14 protein-coding genes are annotated in these 19414 nt (G+C 68.1%); 3 read left to right on the top strand and 11 right to left on the bottom strand.

From position 1 onward, the window contains the following. Nucleotides 1-4: 4 nt before the first annotated feature. From clpB to AAD027_RS16640, 3 genes are all read right to left on the bottom strand, one after another. Nucleotides 5-2599 (bottom strand): ATP-dependent chaperone ClpB, encoded by a 2595-nt coding sequence (gene clpB / locus AAD027_RS16650; protein WP_341727148.1) that lies wholly within the window; start codon nt 2597-2599, stop codon nt 5-7. A gap of 369 nt (nt 2600-2968) precedes the next feature. Next, the gene (locus tag AAD027_RS16645; protein WP_341727147.1) at nt 2969-4567 is read right to left on the bottom strand and encodes a SulP family inorganic anion transporter; all 1599 of its coding nucleotides are present in this window, start codon (nt 4565-4567) and stop codon (nt 2969-2971) included. A gap of 119 nt (nt 4568-4686) precedes the next feature. Next, nucleotides 4687-5184, bottom strand: coding sequence for a DUF3574 domain-containing protein (locus AAD027_RS16640; protein ID WP_341727165.1), 498 nt, complete (start codon nt 5182-5184; stop codon nt 4687-4689). A gap of 359 nt (nt 5185-5543) precedes the next feature. Here AAD027_RS16640 and AAD027_RS16635 point away from each other — a divergent pair, with 359 nt between their 5' ends. Continuing rightward, on the top strand, nt 5544-7967 hold the full coding sequence (locus AAD027_RS16635; protein WP_341727146.1) for a TonB-dependent receptor plug domain-containing protein: 2424 nt from the start codon (nt 5544-5546) through the stop codon (nt 7965-7967). Between the two features lie 560 nt (nt 7968-8527). Here the strand turns inward: AAD027_RS16635 and AAD027_RS16630 are convergent. The 4 genes from AAD027_RS16630 to rluD all read right to left on the bottom strand — a co-directional run bounded on the left by AAD027_RS16630 (nt 8528) and on the right by rluD (nt 11485). Further along, on the bottom strand, nt 8528-8947 hold the full coding sequence (locus tag AAD027_RS16630) for a thiol-disulfide oxidoreductase DCC family protein (protein ID WP_341727164.1): 420 nt from the start codon (nt 8945-8947) through the stop codon (nt 8528-8530). A gap of 278 nt (nt 8948-9225) precedes the next feature. Beyond that, nucleotides 9226-9744: a DUF4166 domain-containing protein gene (locus AAD027_RS16625; RefSeq protein ID WP_341727145.1), complete on the bottom strand. Its 519-nt coding sequence runs from the start codon at nt 9742-9744 to the stop codon at nt 9226-9228. Nucleotides 9745-9746: 2 nt separating this feature from the next. Then, entirely contained in the window at nt 9747-10514 is a 768-nt protein-coding gene (gene pgeF, locus AAD027_RS16620; RefSeq protein ID WP_341727144.1) for a peptidoglycan editing factor PgeF, read from the bottom strand. Then, on the bottom strand, nt 10511-11485 hold the full coding sequence (gene rluD, locus AAD027_RS16615) for a 23S rRNA pseudouridine(1911/1915/1917) synthase RluD (RefSeq protein ID WP_341727143.1): 975 nt from the start codon (nt 11483-11485) through the stop codon (nt 10511-10513). The genes pgeF and rluD overlap by 4 nt, the downstream gene beginning before the upstream one ends. Before the next feature lie 119 nt (nt 11486-11604). Here rluD and AAD027_RS16610 point away from each other — a divergent pair, with 119 nt between their 5' ends. Then, nucleotides 11605-12498, top strand: a complete 894-nt coding sequence (locus AAD027_RS16610) for an outer membrane protein assembly factor BamD (protein WP_341727142.1) — start codon at nt 11605-11607, stop codon at nt 12496-12498. Nucleotides 12499-12698: 200 nt separating this feature from the next. Here AAD027_RS16610 and AAD027_RS16605 read toward each other — a convergent pair whose 3' ends face one another. From AAD027_RS16605 to sucC, 4 genes are all read right to left on the bottom strand, one after another. Beyond that, entirely contained in the window at nt 12699-14336 is a 1638-nt protein-coding gene (locus tag AAD027_RS16605; RefSeq protein WP_341727141.1) for an NAD+ synthase, read from the bottom strand. Nucleotide 14337: 1 nt separating this feature from the next. Continuing rightward, nucleotides 14338-14727, bottom strand: a complete 390-nt coding sequence (locus AAD027_RS16600) for an endonuclease domain-containing protein (RefSeq protein ID WP_341727140.1) — start codon at nt 14725-14727, stop codon at nt 14338-14340. Nucleotides 14728-15081: 354 nt separating this feature from the next. Then, nucleotides 15082-15954 (bottom strand): succinate--CoA ligase subunit alpha, encoded by an 873-nt coding sequence (gene sucD / locus AAD027_RS16595; RefSeq protein WP_341727139.1) that lies wholly within the window; start codon nt 15952-15954, stop codon nt 15082-15084. A gap of 132 nt (nt 15955-16086) precedes the next feature. Further along, complete coding sequence (sucC, locus tag AAD027_RS16590; RefSeq protein ID WP_341727138.1) at nt 16087-17250, bottom strand: ADP-forming succinate--CoA ligase subunit beta; 1164 nt, start codon at nt 17248-17250, stop codon at nt 16087-16089. Nucleotides 17251-17453: 203 nt separating this feature from the next. Between sucC and AAD027_RS16585 the strand changes: the two genes are divergently transcribed. Beyond that, nucleotides 17454-19073, top strand: coding sequence for a sensor histidine kinase (locus AAD027_RS16585; RefSeq protein WP_341727137.1), 1620 nt, complete (start codon nt 17454-17456; stop codon nt 19071-19073). Nucleotides 19074-19414: the final 341 nt, after the last annotated feature.

The raw sequence follows: 19414 nt of genomic DNA, 5'->3' as shown, positions 1-19414 counted from the left end.
CGGCTCACGCTCGGGCCGGCAACCGCTCGAACTGCAGATGGCCGCCTTCGGCCCGCACGCGCACGGTGTCGCCCGCACCGAACTCGCCGGACAGGATCTTCTGCGCCAGCGGGTTTTCCAGTTGCGCCTGGATCGCGCGCTTCAGCGGCCGCGCGCCGTACACCGGGTCGAAGCCCACGTTGCCCAGCAGCATCAACGCCGAGTCGTCCAGTTCCAGTGCGATCTGGCGTTCGGCCAGGCGCTTGGCCAGGTAGCGGGTCTGGATGCGCGCGATCTCGCGGATCTGCGCCTTGTCCAGCGGATGGAACACCACGATGTCGTCCAGCCGGTTGATGAATTCCGGGCGGAAGTGCGCCTGCACCACGCCCATCACCGCGGCCTTCATCTGCGTATAGCTCTCTGCCGTGTCCCCCGACAGCTCCTGGATCAGGCTGGAACCGAGGTTGGACGTCATCACGATCACCGTGTTGCGGAAGTCCACCGTGCGGCCCTGGCCGTCGGTCAGGCGACCGTCGTCCAGCACCTGCAACAGGATGTTGAACACGTCCGGATGCGCCTTCTCCACCTCGTCCAGCAGGATCACGCTGTACGGGCGACGGCGCACGGCCTCGGTCAGATAGCCGCCTTCCTCGTAGCCCACGTAGCCCGGGGGCGCGCCGATCAGGCGGCTGACCGCGTGCTTCTCCATGAACTCGCTCATGTCGATGCGCACCATCGCGTCGCTGCTGTCGAACAGGAACTCGGCCAGCGCCTTGCACAGTTCGGTCTTGCCGACGCCGGTGGGGCCGAGGAACAGGAACGAGCCGCTCGGCCGATTCGGATCGGACAGGCCGGCGCGCGAACGACGCACGGCGTCGGAGACGACCTTGATCGCCTCTTCCTGGCCGATCACCCGGCCGCGCAGCGCGTCCTCCATCTTCAGCAGCTTCTCGCGCTCGCCTTCCAGCATCTTGCTGACCGGGATGCCGGTCCAGCGCGAAACGACTTCGGCGATCTCCTCGTCGGTCACCTTGTCCTGCAACAGCCGGAAGCCCTTCTGCTCCGCTTCCTGCGCGGCGGCCAGCTGCTTCTCCAGCGCCGGGATCTGGCCGTACTGCAGCTCGCTCATGCGTGCGTAGTCCTGCTTGCGCTGCGCGGCCTCCAGTTCCAGCTTGGCGCGTTCGATCTGCTCCTTGATCTTCGTCGCGCCGGTCAGCGTGGCCTTCTCGGCCTTCCAGATCTCCTCCAGGTCGTTGAACTCGCGCTGCAAGGTCTCGATCTCGGCTTCCAGGTCGGCCAGGCGCTGCCTGGACTGCGCGTCCTTTTCCTTCTTCAAGGCTTCGCGCTGGATCTTCAGCTGGATCAGCCGGCGCTCCATGCGGTCCATCTCCTCCGGCTTGGAGTCGATCTCCATGCGGATGCGGCTGGCCGCCTCGTCCATCAGGTCGATGGCCTTGTCCGGCAGCTGGCGGTCGGCGATGTAGCGGTGGCTGAGCGTGGCGGCGGCGACGATGGCGGGGTCGGTGATCTCCACGCCGTGGTGCACGGCGTATTTCTCCTTCAGGCCGCGCAGGATGGCGATGGTGTCCTCGACGCTGGGCTCGCCCACGAACACCTTCTGGAAGCGGCGCTCCAGCGCGGCGTCCTTCTCCACGTACTTGCGGTATTCGTCCAGCGTGGTCGCGCCGATGCAGTGCAGTTCGCCGCGCGCCAGCGCCGGCTTCAGCATGTTGCCCGCGTCCATGGAGCCCTCGGCCTTGCCGGCGCCGACCATGGTGTGCAGTTCGTCGATGAACAGGATGATCTGGCCCTCGTTCTTCGACAGATCGTTGAGCACCGCCTTCAGGCGTTCCTCGAACTCGCCACGGAACTTGGCGCCGGCGATCAGCGCGCCCATGTCCAGGCTCAGCACGCGCTTGCCGCGCAGGCCCTCGGGCACCTCGCCGTTGACGATGCGCTGCGCCAGCCCTTCGACGATGGCGGTCTTGCCCACACCGGGTTCGCCGATCAGCACCGGGTTGTTCTTGGTGCGGCGCTGCAATACCTGGATGGTGCGGCGGATTTCCTCGTCGCGGCCGATCACCGGGTCCAGCTTGCCGGACTCGGCGCGCTCGGTGAGGTCGATGGTGTACTTCTCCAGCGCCTGGCGCTGGTCTTCGGCATTGTCGGATTGCACTTTCTCGCCCCCGCGCAGCTTGTCGATGGCGGCGCGCAGCTTCTGCTTGTCGGCGCCGCTGGATTTCAGTTCCTGCCCGGCCGCGCCCGTGTCGTCCAGCAACGCCAGCAAGAACCACTCGCTGGCGATGTAGGTGTCGCCGTTCTCCTGCGCCAGCTTGTCGGTGACGTTGAGCAGGCGCGCCAGGTCGTTGCCGATGGACAGGTTGCCGGCCTGGCCGGAGACCTTCGGCAGCTTGTCCAGCGCTTCGGCCAGCCGTTCGCGCAGCACGGGGATGTTGACGCCGGCCTGCGCCAGCAGCGGCCGCGTGCTGCCGCCGCTCTGGTCGAGCAGCGCGGTCAGCACGTGGACCGGTTCGATCATGTTGTGGTCGCGGCCCACGGCCAGCGACTGCGCATCGGCCAGCGCCTGCTGGAAACGCGACGTCAGTTTGTCCATCCGCATCGGGGGAATCCTCGGGGCAGTACCCAGAAAAGAAGGGGGCCGGCGAACGCCAGCCGATGCTACCCAGATGCGGTTGAGCCGAGGTGTTTCAAGGGGCGGCGAGACGGGGATTCAGCCCCGGCATGGCGCGGGTTCCAACTGTAGGAGGGGCTTCAGCCCCGACGCATCTCCCTGTCGGGGCTGAAGCCCCTCCTACAACAGACTCCGGTGGGAGCGACGTCAGTCGCGACGGGGAGGCACGCACGACCGCAGCGCTCCTATGCACGCTCGTCCGCTCCCCCGCCATTCCGGCAACTCGGTCGGGGCTGGCTTTCGACAGCCGAATGGCGGGTCAATCCCTCCTACAGGAGCGGTGCGCCGGGGCGCACCCTACGGTTTGCGTTGCAGCGACAGCAGCCCCAGCACCGCCGCCAGCGCCGCGTAGGCGCCGAAGAACTGCCACAGGATCAGCTTGGGCAGCCCTTCCACCGCCCACGGCAGGTAGATGCCGCCGCGCGGATCGACCGAGTGGATGAAGCCGAAAAGCGTCAGCACCGCGCCCAGCAGCAGCGCCACCACGGCGCGGCCCGTGCGCCCGTCGATCATCGCCACCAGCGCGGTGGTCCAGATCATCGCGGTGATGATGAAGCCGTTGCCCAAGGTGACGATGGTGGCCAGGTCCGGGATGCCATGCCCGTCCACACCGTTGTAGAGCGCGGCGAAGCGGTCCGGTGCGATCCAGGCCGGATTGCCCACCTTGATGCACAGCAGGTACGCCACCGACGGCAGAAAGCCCAGCGCCACCGCGATGGCATGCTTGCGCGGCGTCTCGTGGAAGGCCTGCACGGTGATGTCCAAGCCCACGTACACGATGATCGGGGCCAGCACCGCCAGCGGCAGCCACTGCACCAGTCCCGACACGTAGCCCAGCACGCCGCCCAGGCCGATGAACAGGCCGGTCAGCAGTGTGTAGCCCTTGCGCGCGCCCATGTGCTTGTATGCGGGCTGGCCGATGTACGGCGTGGTCTGCGCCACGCCGCCACAGAAACCGGCGACCAGCGTGGAGACGGCTTCGGCCAACAGCACGTCGCGGGTGCGGTAGTCGTCGCCGGCCGCGCGCGCGCTTTCGCTGACGTTGATGCCGCCGACCACCATCAGCAGGCCGAACGGCAGCAGCAGCGGCAGGTACGGCACGGTGTACGGCAAGCCTTCCAGCCAGCCCAGCGTGGGCAGCGGCAGGGTGAAGCTGAGCGGCACCGCCTCGGGCACCTTGAACCCCGGCGCGCCCAGGCCCGCGAGGCCGAGGCCGTAGTACAGCGCAGTGCCGACGATGAAGGCCAACAGCACGCCGGGGATCCTCACCGGTAGCTTGCCCTTGGCGACCAGCACGTACAGCAGCAGGCCAAACGTCACGAAGCCCACCACCGGCGAGCGCAGCGTCTCGATCAGCGGCAGGAAACCGAGCAGCGTCAGCGCCGCACCGCCGATGGAACCCAGCAGGCCCGCGCGCGGCACCGCGCGCGTGACCGCATCGCCGAAGAACGACAACACCAGCTTCAGCACGCCCATCACCACCAGCGACGCCATGCCGAGTTGCCACGTAGCGATGGCGGCCGTCTGTTCGTCCAGGCCCGATTGCTTGAAGCCGACGAAGGCCGGTCCCAGCACCAGCAGCGCCATGCCGATGCTGGTGGGCGCGTCCAGGCCCAACGGCATCGCGGTGACGTCGTCGCGCCCGGTCTTGGCCGCCAGCCGGTGCGCCATCCACGTGTAGATCAGGTTGCCCACCAGCACGCCCAGCGCGGTGCCGGGGAACATGCGAGTGAACACCACCTCCGCGGGGAACTGGAAGATGCCGATCAACGCGGCCGAGATGAAGCCCAGGATGGACAGGTTGTCCACCACCAGGCCGAAGAAGCCGTTGAGATCGCCGGGGACGAACCAGCGTTGCCGGGATTGGGGATTCGGGATTGGGGATTCGTGGGGCATTGAGGTGGGTCCGGGGTCAGGAGGCTTCGCTGGAGATTCCGGGAAAGCCTAGGGTGTCCATAGCGTGATGCAATCCTTGGCTTCTGCGAATCCCCAATCCCGAATCCCTAATCCCTGCTTCAAAACGACACCTCCACCGCCTGCCGCGACCACAGCACCGACTGGTGACCGGTGGCCTGCTTCCATGCCAGGCGGATCGCCTCGATGTCGGCGCGGCGCTGCGGGGTGTCCTCGTGCAGGATCACCAGCACCTTGGTCTTCAGCCGGTTCGGTTCCTGCGCGCCGCGGAACAGCCATTGGCCATAGGCGTCGAACACGGTCAGCCCGTCGGGGAAGCGCGACGTCACTTCCCGGTCGAGGAACGCTCGCCATTGCGCCTCGGTGATCGGCTCGGCCTGCGGACGATCGGATTGTCCCGCCGCTTCTGTCGAACGTTCCTCGCCCACGCCGAAGTACAGCTCGCTGCGCACCCAGCCCTGCGCCTGCGCCGGACGTGCGGCATCGCCCTGCAGCGAGGACGTGGTGACCGATGGCGCGTCCGCCGGGCGCACGCTGGCGCATCCGCCCACGGCCAACACGACGAACAACAACAGACTTCGCAACGGCAGGCTTCTCAACGGCATGGCGGGACTCCAGCGGGGACGCGTACTGTCGGCCGACATCATCGCCCATCGAAATAACCGCTGGGAATGACGTCATGTCATGCCGGCATGGCGGCCCTGTCCGTGCATGGGCGCATGCGGTGTAAGTTTGCAGTCGCCCCGGACGGATACCGTGCCGCGGGTCCACGACAAGAACAGCCGCCATTTCATTGCCCCGATGCCGACCGCGCGACCCGTAGCCACCCGCACTCCCTTTCCCCTCTCCGACAGGCGAGCGGGCGGCTGCGGCTGTCGTTGCCGCTGAGTCCCGGCTTCCGTCGTACAGGCCGCGTCGTCCGCATTCCGTTTTTCCGTATCCGCCCACAGGAGTTCCCATGTCCCGCCCCACCGTGGCGCCGCTCGGCATCGCCATCGCGTTCGCCCTCGCCGTTCCCGCCTTCGCGCAGGATGCGCCCGGCGGCAATGCCACCCGCCTGGACGCGGTCATCGTCACCGGCACCCGTGCCACCGACCGCACCGCACTGGAATCCACCTCGCCCATCGATGTGCTGACGGCCGACGACATCCGCCAAGCCGGCGTACTGAATGGCGAACTGGGCAGCGCGTTGCAGGCGCTGCTGCCGTCGCTCAATTTCCCGCGCCAGTCCAACTCCGGCGGCGCCGACCACGTGCGCGCCGCGCAGCTGCGCGGGCTGAGCCCCAACCAGGTGCTGGTGCTGGTCAACGGCAAGCGCCGCCACGCCAGCGCGCTGGTCAACACCGACAGCAAGATCGGCAAGGGCAACACGCCGGTGGACTTCAACGCCATCCCGGTCAGCGCGATCAAGCGCATCGAGGTGCTGCGCGACGGTGCCGGCGCGCAGTACGGTTCGGATGCGGTGGCCGGCGTGATCAACGTCATCCTCGACGACGCGCCGGAAGGCGGCGCGTGGGAAGCCAGCTACGGCGCCCACCACACCGACGTGGAGCCGATCGGCCGCACCGTGACCGACGGCCAGACGGCCTATGCCAGCGGCCAGGTCGGCAGCCGCATCGGACAGGACGGCTTCTTCCGCGTCGGCTTCGAGTACAAGCAGCGCGAGGCGACCAATCGCGCCGGCTTCGACCAGATCCCGTTCTTCGAGGAACAGACGCCGGACAACCTGGCGCTGGCCGGCCAGCGCAACTACGTGCTGGGCGACGGCGCGTCCAAGGATCTCAACGCCTGGCTCAACGCCGCCGTGCCGGTCGGCGAGAATGCCGAGTTCTATGCGTTCGGCACTTACCACCAGAGCGACACCGAGGGCGCCAACTACTTCCGCTACCCCGATGGCGAGGCGAACTGGAAGGAGATCTACCCGAACGGCTACCGCCCGATCTCCGAAGGCGAGAACCTGGACCTGGCCGGCGTGGCCGGCGTGCGCGGCCAGTGGGGCGACTGGGACTACGACGCCAGCCTCAACCACGGCCGCAACGAATTCACCTACCGCCTGCGCGATTCGCTCAACGCCTCGCTGGGTCCGGCCAGCCCGACCCGCTTCAAGACCGGCGACTACGAATCCGCGCAGACGCTGTTCAATGTCGACCTGAGCCGCGTGTTCGGCGCGCACACCTTCGCCACCGGCGTCGAATTCCGCCACGAGACCTTCGAGACCGGCGCCGGCGATCCGGCGTCCTACGCGGCCGGCCCGTACACCGACCGCCCCACCGGTTCGCAGGCCGGCGGCGGCCTGACCCCGCAGGACACCGCCGACCTGGACCGCGACGTGTCCAGCGTGTACGCCAGCCTCAGCAGCCAGTGGGGCGACAGGTTCACCACCGACATCGCGGCGCGTTACGAGCACTACGACGACTTCGGCGGCGAGCTGACCGGCAAGCTGGCCGCGCGCTACGAGTTCGCGCCCGCGTTCGCGCTGCGCGGCTCGGTGTCGAACAACTTCCGCGCGCCGTCGCTCAGCCAGATCGGCTTCGAGTCCACCTCCACCGGCTACGACGCCTCCGGCCAACTGCTGCAGGGCCGGCTGCTGTCGGTCAACAATCCCATCGCCCGCGCGCTGGGCGCGCGCGACCTGGACCCGGAAAAGGCGCTGAACCTCAGCGTCGGCTTCACCAGCCGGATCGGCGAGCACTTCGATCTGTCGCTGGACGTGTTCCGCATCGACATCGACGACCGCGTGGCGCTGACCGAGCGCATCAGCGGCGACGCGCTGACCGACTACGTGCTGGACAACTTCGGCGTGCCGGGCGTGCAGAGCGTCAACTTCTTCATCAACGCCGCCGACACCCGCACCGAAGGCGCCGAGCTGGTCGCCAACTGGCGGCAGGCGCTGGGCGACGGCGACCTGTTGCTGACCGGCGCCTACAGCTACGCGAAGACGGAACTGAAGCGCATCACCGCCACCCCGGACGCGCTGCTGGCGATCGACCCGGACTACGTGCTGTTCGGCATCGAGGAAAGCAACACGCTGACCGACGCCGCCCCGCGCACCCGCGGCATCTTCACCGCCCGCTGGGACAACAGCGACTGGTCGCTGCTGGGCCGGGTCAGCCGCCACGGCAGCGCCAAGCGCGTGTTCAACTTCGGCGGCGGCTTCGAGCCGGAGCAGACCTATGGCGCGGAATGGCAGTTGGACGCGGAAGTGGAATACCGCTTCTCGCCGAAGTGGAGCGTCGCCATCGGCGGCCTGAACCTCACCGACGAATACCCCGACCTGTCCAACGAGGACATCTACTACTTCGGCAACCTGCCGTACGACGTGCTGTCGCCGATCGGCAGCAATGGCGCCTACTACTACACGAGGATCCGCTACAGCTTCTGATTCCGTTACCGTGTCCCGGCGGCGACCGGGACACCACCCCACTGATCGGGCGGGCGCTCGCGGCACGGGACCGCGCGGGCAACCGCATACCCACGGCAAGGCAGGCTGGCCAGCACCCTGGGGGGGCGCCCGACCGATCAGACCGCGCAGCAAGGACCCATGAGACAACGTGGCGATGAACGCGTCGCCACGCGCCAGGATGGCGAACCACCGCATTTCTCCCGGCCATACCCCTGTAGGAGGGGCTTCAGCCCCGACCGCGGCCCATGAGTGCAGAAGAGCCGATCACCATCCGACCGTGCGTCAACACGTTCGTCATCGTGCGTCACCCATCTCTATTGCGGTGCAGTCGGGGCTGAAGCCCCTCCTACAGGCATGCCAACCGACGAACCGCGGGCGTTCCACCTCCGTCGGTACATGGCACGTCGTGGGGCCGAACCACCACCTTGGGCAGCGCCCGACCACAAATGATCGTAGGAGCGCCCTCGGGCGCGATGCTCTTGTCGCTTGCATGTGGTCAAAAAAAGCATCGCGCCCGAGGGCGCTCCTACAAGACAAAGTCAACCCACAAATCGCGACCGCTCCGCCTTCGTCGGCACATGGCACGCCGTGGTGCCGAACACGCGATAGCGGTTGCGCGCCAGCAGGCGATACAGCGGATCGCGGACGAAGCGCGGCACGAGCGACGACAGCGCGGCGAGTCTCCAGGCGCCGCCCAGCCCCGTCAGCACACGGCGGATGGCATCGGTATCCGTCCACGCACGACCGCCTTCCACCAGCAGGAACGACACCGGATCGTCCGGGTCCAGTCCATGCGAGACCAGCAACTCGCGCCCGGCATCCGTCTGCATCGCGGCGAAGCGACAGCGTCCCTGCCGATCATGCTTCAGCAGGAACCGCACCCAGCCGTTGCACAGCACGCAGATGCCGTCGAAGACGACGACCGGTCCCTCATGCGATCGCGCGCCGTCACTCGACATGCAACCAAGTTCCGTACAAGCCAGCACCCCTCTCCCCGCTTGCGGGGAGAGGGTGCCGAAGGCGGGTGAGGGGCGAACGGAGTCCGGACGGCATCCGTTTTCGAATGCCATCAACATCCCGCGCTCCTGCACATGCGACCTGCTTTGCGGTGAGCCGCACAAAAGCGCTCCCCATCCGCCCCCGGATCACATCCAGGACAGATTCTCCTGGCACCTCGTATCCAGTACGGGGCGGGCTCTTCTCCCCGAACACGGAGAGAAGGGCGCAGATGACACCCTCACTCGACATGCAACCATCCCCGGTAATGCACCAGCAGACCGACCACCGGCATCGCCGCACGCACGTCGAAATGGTAGCGGCCGTCCTGTCCGGACTCGCGGGCGACGACGTCGCGGAACCAAGCGGCGGGCAGCGGGATCCCGAAGACGCTGACGCGCGCCACCCGCCACAGGATCGCATCGTCCTGCGCATGCAGGCGGAAACCGAAGCGCGCGAGTCCCAGTCGTTCGCACAGCAAGCCGCGCGATTCCCACAGGCGCGACGGCATCGCACGGCCGCCGATCCGGCGCGTCCAGCGTTCCTCCTCCCTGCCGGCCCGGATATCGACCTGCGCGGGCCCCGTGCCCGCGGGCGGCAGTCGCGTGGCCGCGGCGAGTATGCGCGACAGCGGTCCGTGCCCGCGCCGCACCTCCACTTCCCCGTGGTAGCGTCGCATGCCCTGCGCCCGATGCAGACGCTGCACTGCGGGCGGCAGCGCATCGAAATCCGCGCCCAGCACGCGGGCGAACAGCGGCACGCTTATGGCTGTCTCCAGACCACGGTCGCCATGCGGCCGGTGCGTCCATCGCGGCGGTGCGAGAAGAAGCGCGCCGGATCGCCGATCGTGCACAGGTCGCCGCCGTGGATGTCGGCAGGCGACAGGCCGCATGCGGTCAAGCGCCTGCGCGCGAGCGCCGGCAGGTCGGCCAGCCAGTGGCCGGGACGGGTGGGCCGGAAGGCGGATGCCGCGCCTGCGTCCTGCGAGACGAATACGTCGAACACGTCCGCGCCGACTTCGTAGCGTTGCGGCCCGGCGGCGGGACCGATCCAGGCGACCATCTGCGCCGGCGGCGTGCGCATCGCCGCCACCGTCGCCTCCAGCATGCCTTTCGACAATCCCGGCCAGCCGGCGTGCGCGGCCCCGACCTCGCTGCCGTCCTTCGCGGCGAACACCACCGGCAGGCAGTCGGCGGTGAGGATCGCCAGCACCACGCCCGCCACCGAGGTCGCCGAGGCATCGGCTTCCGGCTCATCGCCTTCCACTGCGGGCGGCCCGTCGAAACGCACCACGTCCGTGCCGTGCACCTGCCTCAGCCAGTGCGGCGACGACGGCAGCGCGAAGCGCGGCGCCAGTTCGGCGCGGTTGCGCCCGACCACGGCAGGATCGTCGCCCTCGGCCGAACGGCAGTTGCCCAGGTTGAAGCTGTCGAATGGAGGCTGCGACATGCCCGCGCCGTACCGCAGCGTGGTGAACGCATGCACCCCGGGCGGCGCCGGCCAGTCGGCCCGGATCGCCGCTTCGCTCACTGCCGCTGCGCCTGGCTGTCCGCGCGCAGGGCCGCCATCAGCGCGACCATGTCCGCCGGCACCGGCGCGGTGACGCGGACCGGTTCGCCGGTGGCCGGATGAGCGAACTCCAGCGTCTCGGCGTGCAGGGCCTGGCGCTTGAAGCCGCGCAGCGCCGCGATCAGTTCCTCGCTGGCGCCCTTGGGCAGCCTCAGCGGACCGCCGTACAGCGGATCGCCGACGATGGGGTACTTGATATGGGCCATGTGCACGCGGATCTGGTGCGTGCGGCCGGTTTCCAGCCGGCATTCCAGCGCCGTATGCGCGCGGAAGCGCTCGCGCAGCCGGTAATGGGTGACCGCATCGCGGCCGTCGTCGCGCACGGCCATCTTCAGGCGGTCGCGCGGATGGCGGTCGATCGGCGCATTGGCGGTGCCGCCGGACACCATCGCCCCGACCACCACGGCCAGATACTGGCGGTGCACGTCGCGCGAGGCCAACTGGGCCACCAGCGAGGTATGCGCCGGCAGCGTGCGCGCCACCACCATCACCCCGGACGTGTCCTTGTCGAGGCGATGCACGATGCCGGCGCGCGGCAGCGTCTCCAGCGATGGATCGCGGAACAGCAGCGCGTTGACCAGCGTGCCGGTGGGATTGCCGGCGCCGGGGTGGACCACCAGCCCGGCGGGCTTGTCCAGCACGAACACGTGCTCGTCCTCGTACAGCACGTCCAGCGGGATGTCTTCAGGCAGCGCGTGGGTCTGGGTTTCCAGCACCACGTCCAGGCTGGCGGTCTCGCCGCCGCGCACCGGGTCGCGCGGCCTGACCGCCTGGCCGTCCAGCAGCGCATTGCCGGACTTGATCCATTCGGCCAGGCGCGAGCGGGAGAACTCGGGGAAAAGCTCCGCCAGCACGGCGTCGAAGCGCCGGCCGGAGGCGGTATCGGGCACCCGGGCGGTACGGGGAACGTCGGGAGAATCGGGGTCGGTCATGCGGTCGGGACGGCGGCGGGGCCCATCGGAACGGGCATGTTGGCCGAATATTCATGGCGGAAGCAGCGCCTAGGCTATCATCGACACCCTGTTTCCTTGCCGCGGCCTGCCGCCAGCCCATGACCCAGCGTGCCTTTTCCCGCTTCCCCCGCATTCCCGCCTCGGCCCGGATCGTCGCCCTGATGCTGGCCATCGCCGTCACCGGCACCGGCACCGGCTGCGGCAAGATCTTCAAGAAGAAGGAAGCCCCGGAGAACCAGCCGGTGGAGGTCATGTACGAAGAGGCCCACCAGTCGATGATGAACGGCAACTGGGACCGTGGCCGGCTCCGCTTCCGCCAGTTGATCGCGCAGTACCCGTACGGCCCGTACACCGAGCAGGCGCTGATGGAAACCGCGTATGCCGAGTACAAGTCCGGCAAGCTGGACGACGCCGTGTCCACCGTGGACCGCTTCATCCGCACCTACCCGACCCATCGCAACATCCCCTACATGTACTACCTGCGCGGCCTGGCCAATTCCAACCGCGACACGGTGTTCCTGCAGAAGGTCTGGCGCCTGGACGCCAGCCGCCGCGACCTGGCCACGCCGATGCAGGGCTACAGCGACCTGAACATCGTCGCCGAGCGCTACCCGAACAGCCGCTACGCCGCCGACGCGCGCCTGCGCATGGTCGCGCTGCGCGACCAGTTCGCCCTGCACGAACTGGACACGGCCATCTACTACCTGCGCCGCCACGCCTGGGTGTCGGCCGCCAGCCGCGCCCGCTACCTGCTGGAAACCTACCCGCAGAGCGCCTACCAGTACGACGCGGTGGCCGTGCTGGCCGAGGCCTACACCCGCCTGGACAACCAGGCGCTGGCCGCCGACGCCAGGCGCGTGCTGGAACTCAACGACCCGCGGCACCCCTGGCTGGCCGGCAAGTGGCCGGACTACCCGTGGATGGTGCGCAAGCTGAACCCGTTCGCCGGCGAGAAGTCCATCAACACCGTGGAACGCCGCAACGACGATTGATTGCGCGACCTCCGCGCATCACGAAAAAAGGGCCGAAAGGCCCTTTTTTCGTAGGGTGCGCCCCGGCGCACCAGCAAGTCCCCGTGGGAGCGACGTGAGTCGCGACTTAGTACTTCGTCCGTCGCGACTCACGTCGCTCCCACATGGGGCGCTCCCACAGGACAGACGACGCATCGGGCAGCGGTGCGCCAGGGCGCACCCTACAGGGCGTATTTGTTGGTGATCGGGTAGCGCCGTTCGCGGCCGAAGGCGCGGCGCGACACCTTGGGGCCGGGCGCGGCCTGGTGGCGCTTCCACTCGTTGATGCGCACCAGCCTCAGCATGCGGTCCACCGTGGCCGCATCGAACCCGGCGGCGACGATCTCGTCGCGCGACTGCTCCTGGTCCACGTAGCGGAACAGGATGGCGTCCAGCACGTCGTACGGCGGCAGCGAATCCTGGTCCTTCTGGTTCTCGCGCAACTCCGCCGACGGCGGGCGGTCGATCACCGCCGGGGGGATCACCGGCGCGCCGCCCACCGTGTTGCGCCAGCGCGCGAGCGAGAATACCTCGGTCTTGTACAGGTCCTTGATCGGCGCATAGCCGCCGCACATGTCGCCGTAGATGGTGGTGTAGCCGACCGCGTACTCGCTCTTGTTGCCGGTGGTCAGCAGCAGGCCGCCGAACTTGTTGCTCAACGCCATCATGACGATGCCGCGGCTGCGCGACTGCAGGTTCTCCTCGGCGGCATCCACCGGGCGATCGCCGAACAGCGGCCCCAGCGCCTCCAGGAAGCCCTTGAACGGCGCTTCGATGGAAACGGTCTCCAGCCGCACGCCCAGCGCTTCGCACTGCTCCCGCGCCAGGTCGTTGGACAACTCGGCGGTGTAGCGCGACGGCAGCCGCACTGCGGTGACGTTGCCCGCGCCCAGCGCATCCACCGCCAGCGCCAGCACCAGCGACGAGTCGATGCCGCCGGACAGGCCCAGCCAGACCTTCGAAAAACCGTTCTTGCCGCAATAGTCGCGCACCCCGCGCACGATGGCGCGCCAGGCCAGCGCGTCGCGGCTCTCGTCGCCGTCGTCCATCCACACGACCGGACTGAAGCGCCGCGCCTGCACGTCGAAATCGACGACCAGCCACTGGTCGGTGAACGCCGCCGCCGCCGGATGCACCGTGCCGTCGCCGTCGGCCACCACCGAGGCGCCGTCGAACACCACCGCATCCTGCCCACCCACCACGTTGAGGTAGGCCAGCGCCATGCCGGTGTCGCGCGTACGCTCGGCCAGCAACGCGTCGCGCTCGGCGTGCTTGTCGCGGTCGAAGGGGGAAGCGTTCGGCACCAGCGTCATCACCGCGCCCGCCTCGGCGGTCTCGGCCAGCGGTTCCGGGAACCACAGGTCCTCGCAGATGATCAGTCCCAGCGTCGCGCCCTTCACCTCGAAGGTGCAGGCGCCGCCGTCGGGATCGACGTCGAAGTAGCGGCGCTCGTCGAACACCGCGTAGTTGGGCAGTTCGCGCTTGCGGTAGGTGGTCTCGATGGCGCCTTCGCGCAGCACGCTGGCGGCGTTGTAGACCACGCTGCCGGCGCTCTGCGGCCAGCCCACCACCGCGACGATGCCGTGCGTGGTGGCCGCCACTTCGCCCAACGCGGTCTCGCAGTCGGCCAGGAAGCGCGGCCGCAGCAGCAGGTCCTCCGGCGGATAACCGCTGATCGCCAGCTCCGGGAACAGCACCACGTCGGCGCCGTACTCGTCGCGCGCTTCGGCGATCATACGGATGATGTTCCCGGCGTTCTCTTCCACCGCCCCGACCGGGAAGTCGAACTGGGCCATCGCAATGCGGAGGGTCTGGGACATGTCAGCCTTCTGGTTCTGCCCCTTCCCCCGGGCATGGGGGGAGGAACAATGGAGGACGATACGCTGCCAGGAGAATGGTTTCGCAGACCACATCCAGCCGCATCAGGATGTCATTATTCCAGAAGCGCAGGACGCGGAAGCCTTTCGACCGCAAGAAGGCGTCGCGCGAAGCATCCATGCCGGGTTCAGCATGCTGGCCGCCATCGGCCTCAACGACGAGGCGGTACTCGATACAAAGAAAGTCAACGACGTAAGGGCCAACCGGGACCTGTCGTCGGAACTTCAAGCCGGACAGCGTGCGATTGCGCAGGCGATGCCATAGCAGCCGCTCGGCATCCGTCGCCTCCCGGCGAAGCCGTCGCGCCGCACCCGTCTTTTGTCCTTGACGCATGGATCATCTCAGGATTTCCCGATGGCCGAGTGTCCGGCTGTGGGTCAAACGCTTCCATCGGTAAAGCCCGCACGCAGCTGTCGGCATCTCCCCACGCACCCTCACCCCTGCCCCTCTCCCGCAAGCGGGAGAGGGGTTCCCTACCAACTTTATCGTGCGAAAAGGAAATCGCGGGCATCAGGCCCGGCGCCGTATCGGCGCCGTGTTCGGTTCGATCGCGATATCGCCGGATGAAACCCTTCTCCCGCTTGCGGGAGAAGGTGCCCGAAGGGCGGATGAGGGCGCCTTTCGCGCTTGCGCCCAAACAAAAAGCCGCCCGAAGGCGGCTTTCTGCATGCCTGACTAGAACGAGGCTTACTTCAACCGCGCCGCGATCGCCGCGCCCAGGTCGCCCGGGGAACGCACCGTGGTGACGCCCGCCGCTTCCATCGCGGCGAACTTGCCTTCCGCGGTGCCCTTGCCGCCGCTGGCGATCGCGCCGGCGTGGCCCATGCGCTTGCCGGCCGGGGCCGAGGCGCCGGCGATGAAGCCGACCACCGGCTTCTTGACGTGCTTGGCGATGTACTCGGCGCCTTCTTCCTCGGCGCTGCCGCCGATCTCGCCGACCATGATGATGCCTTCGGTCTGCGGGTCGTTGTTGAACAGGGTCAGCGCTTCGACGAAGTTCAGGCCGTTGATCGGGTCGCCGCCGATGCCGATGCAGGTGCTCTGGCCCAGGCCCACGTCGGTGGTCTGCTTGACCGCTTCGTAGGTCAGCGTGCCGGAGCGCGAGACGATGCCGATCTTGCCCGGCTTGTGGATGTGGCCCGGCATGATGCCGATCTTGCACTCGCCCGGGGTGATGATGCCGGGGCAGTTGGGGCCGATCAGGGTGACGCCCGGGTAGCCCTTCAGCGTGTTCTTGACCCGCAGCATGTCCAGCACCGGGATGCCCTCGGTGATGGCGACGATGACCTTGATGCCGGCGTCGGCCGCTTCCAGGATGGCGTCGGCCGCGAACGGCGGCGGCACGTAGATGACCGAGGCGTCGGCGCCGGTGGCTTCGACCGCTTCGCGCACGGTGTTGAACACCGGCAGTTCGATATGGGTGGTGCCGCCCTTGCCGGGGGTCACGCCGCCGACCACCTGGGTGCCGTATTCCACCATCTGGGTGGCGTGGAAGGTGCCCTGCTGGCCGGTGAAGCCCTGCACGATGACCTTCGTGTTCTTGTTGACCAAAACGCTCATTTGAAAATCCTTGGTGTTTGGGCCCCTCTCCCGCTTGCGGGAGAGGGGTTGGGGTGAGGGTCTGCTTTCGAAAGCGCCCTCATCCGCCCTTCGGGCACCTTCTCCCGCAAGCGGGAGAAGGAAATCAACAGGTCAGGCGGCGACCGCCGCGACCGACTTCTTGGCGCCGTCGTTGATGTCGTCGGCCGGGATGATGGCCAGGCCGGAATCGCGCAGCAGTGCCTTGCCGGCTTCCACGTTGGTGCCTTCCAGGCGCACGATCACCGGCACCTTGACGCCCACGTCCTTCACCGCGGCGATGATGCCCTCGGCGATCATGTCGCAGCGGACGATGCCGCCGAAGATGTTGACGAAGATCGCCTTCACCTTGTCGCTGGACAGGATCAGCTTGAACGCCGTGGTCACCCGCTCCTTGGTGGCGCCGCCGCCCACGTCCAGGAAGTTCGCCGGCTCGCCGCCGTTGAGCTTGATCACGTCCATGGTGGCCATGGCCAGGCCGGCGCCGTTGACCATACAGCCGATGTCGCCGTCCATGGTCACGTAGTTGAGGTCGTGCTCGCTGGCCAGCACCTCGGTCTCGTCCTCCTGCGCCTTGTCGCGCATGGCGACCAGGTCGGGGTGGCGGAAGCTGGCGTTGTCGTCGGAGTTGACCTTGCCGTCCAGCACGGCCAGGTCGCCGTTGGTGAGGATGGCCAGCGGGTTCAGTTCGACCAGGGCCAGGTCCTTCTCGTTGAACAGCTTGTACAGGCCCAGCATGATCTTGGTCAGCTGGTTGACCTGCTTGGCGTTCAGGCCCAGCTTGAAGCCGATCTCGCGGCACTGGTAGGGCTGCAGGCCCTGGACGAAGTTCACGTCCAGCTGGTGGATCAGTTCCGGGGTCTCGGCGGCGACCTTCTCGATCTCCACGCCGCCCTCGGACGAGGTGATGAAGGTGACGGCCTTGGTGGCGCGGTCGACCAGCACGGACAGGTACAGCTCCTTGGCGATATCGGTGCCTTCGGAGATCAGCACGGCGTCGATGGGCAGGGCCACGCCGGCCGACTGGTAGGTCGCCATGCGGGTGCCCAGCATCGCGGCGGCGTACTGCTTCACTTCGTCCAGCGTCTTGGCCAGCTTGACGCCGCCGGCCTTGCCGCGGCCGCCGGCGTGGATCTGGGCTTTCACCACCCAGAGGTCGCCCGGGATGGACTTCGCGGCTTCGACCGCTTCTTCCGGCGTGCGCGCGACGCGGCCGGCCGGAACTGCGATGCCATATTCGGCAAACAGTTGTTTTGCCTGGTATTCGTGGAAATTCATGCGTCACCGTGGGTAGGGAACAGAAGACACCGCCCACGGCCGGGGCCACGGGGGCGGCGGCGCGGACGAGCCCCCTATTGTCGCCGACGGGGACGGGCGGCGCAAAACCCGGCGTCTAAGTCTTTGGTGGGAAAGGGCCCGTCCGGGGCGGACCGCCCTCAGCGTGCCTATACTGTCGGCCTCGTTACCGGGGAAGTACGAGTTTGCGCCACGCCCAGTCGATCATGTCGCGCATCGAGTCGGTTCCACGCCGGGAGCTGTACTTCTTCGCGCTGTACCGGCTGCTGGAGGCCGGGATCCTGGCGGGCCTGCTGTTCAGTCCCCTGGGCGAGGTGCTGGGCGAAGCGCGCCACCCGGAACTGGGCACCGCGGTCACCATCGGCTATCTGGTGCTGGCGCTGCTGTTCTTCTTCATCGGCCGCAACGTCCGTTGGCTGACGGTCACGGTCTTCGCCAGCGTCTGCATCGACATCGCCGTCGCCGCGCTGGCCACCCACGCCCTGCCCGCGGCCACGGCCGGCATCGCCATGATGCTGCTGTTCAACGTGTCCGCCGCCGCCCTGCTGCTGCCGTCCACGCGGCTGGCGGTGGTGGTGGCGCTGCTGGCCATCGGCGCGATGTTCGTCGAATCCCTCTGGACCGGCATCCACGACAAGGGCGCCAACCGTTCGTTGGCCGAAGTCATCATGTTCGCCGTCAGCTACCTGTCGCTGGCCTACCTGTCGCACCAGGTCGGCCAGAAGACGCGGGCCAGCCAGGCGCTGGCGGAAAAGCGCGGCGAGGAAGTGGCGAACCTGTTCCAGGTCAACGAGCTGATCATCCGCCGCATGCGCACCGGCGTGCTGGTGGTGGATGCGGACAACCACATCAAGTTGGCCAACGAGGCGGCCAGCCTGCTGCTGGGCGAAGGCAGCGACGGCCACGGCGACGGCAAGGGCGTCTCGCTGATCCACGTGGCGCCCGAGCTGGCCCGCCGCCTGCAGCGCTGGCGCAACGGCTGGCAGACCGACGAGACCCCGATGCAGCTCTCGCCGGACCAGCCGGAGGTGCAGCCCCGCTTCGCCCGGCTGCTGGCCGACAGCGAGGTCTCGCTGATCTTCCTGGACGACGCCACCGTGGTGTCGCGGCGGGCCGAGTCGCTGACCTTGGCCGCGCTGGGCCGCTTCTCGGCCAGCCTGGCCCACGAGATCCGCAACCCGCTGGCGGCCATCAACTACGCCGTGCAACTGCTGGAGGAGTCCCAGCAGATCGCCGACGGCGACCGCCGCCTGCTGCAGATCATCCACCAGCAGTGCCAGCGCACCAACGGCATCGTCGAGAGCGTCCTGGGCCTGGCCCGGCGCGAGCGCGCCACCCCGGAGCACGTGGACCTCAACACCTTCGTGCGGCGCTTCGTCGACGACTATCAGCAGACCATGTCCATCGAGACCGACACGCTGGAGGCCATCATCGGCGCCAGGCCGGTCCCCGCCCTGGTCGATCCGCGCCACCTGCAGCAGGTGGTCACCGTGCTGGTGCAGAATGCATTGAACTACGGCCGCCTGCCCGGCGAGTCGGCCCGGGTGCGGCTGCGGGTGTTCCAGGCCGACAGCCGGCCGATGATCGACGTGATGGATCGCGGCCCGGGCATCCCGGAGGGGGTCGCGGCGCAGCTGTTCCGCCCGTTCTTCACCACCTCCGAGCACGGCACCGGCCTGGGCCTGTACATCGCCCGCGAGCTGTGCCGGGCCAACCAGGCCACGCTGGAATACGTGCCGGTCCCCGGCGGTGGCTGCTGCTTCCGCATCACCCTGCCCGGCCCGCACGCCCTGCTGCCCGCCTGATACGTCCCGGCGCCCCTCGGGCGCGATGCTCTTGCTCCGGGGCCTGCCCGCCCAAAGGCATCGCGGGCATGGCCGCTCCTACAATCTCTCCAACCTCCCGTAGGAGCGCCCCATGGGCGCGATGCCTTTTCCTCCACCCTCGCCAAAAGCATCGCGGGCATGGCCCGCTCCTACAGACGCGACTCCCTTGTAGGAGCGCCCCATGGGCGCGAGGCTCCTTGCTCCCCCACACGAATACATGAACGAGAAAGCATCGCACCCCGGGGAGCTCCTGCGAGACGCTTGCCTACCATCAATCACATTCAGCCGTTACACTGCCCGCACAGGGGCAATAGGGGGGA

The sequence above is a fragment of the Pseudoxanthomonas putridarboris genome, assembly GCF_038321125.1.
In the GTDB taxonomy this organism is placed as follows: Bacteria; Pseudomonadota; Gammaproteobacteria; order Xanthomonadales; family Xanthomonadaceae; genus Pseudoxanthomonas_A; species Pseudoxanthomonas_A putridarboris.
Note: the sequence above shows the minus strand (reverse complement) of the source record. Positions and strands in the feature narration are given on the sequence as shown.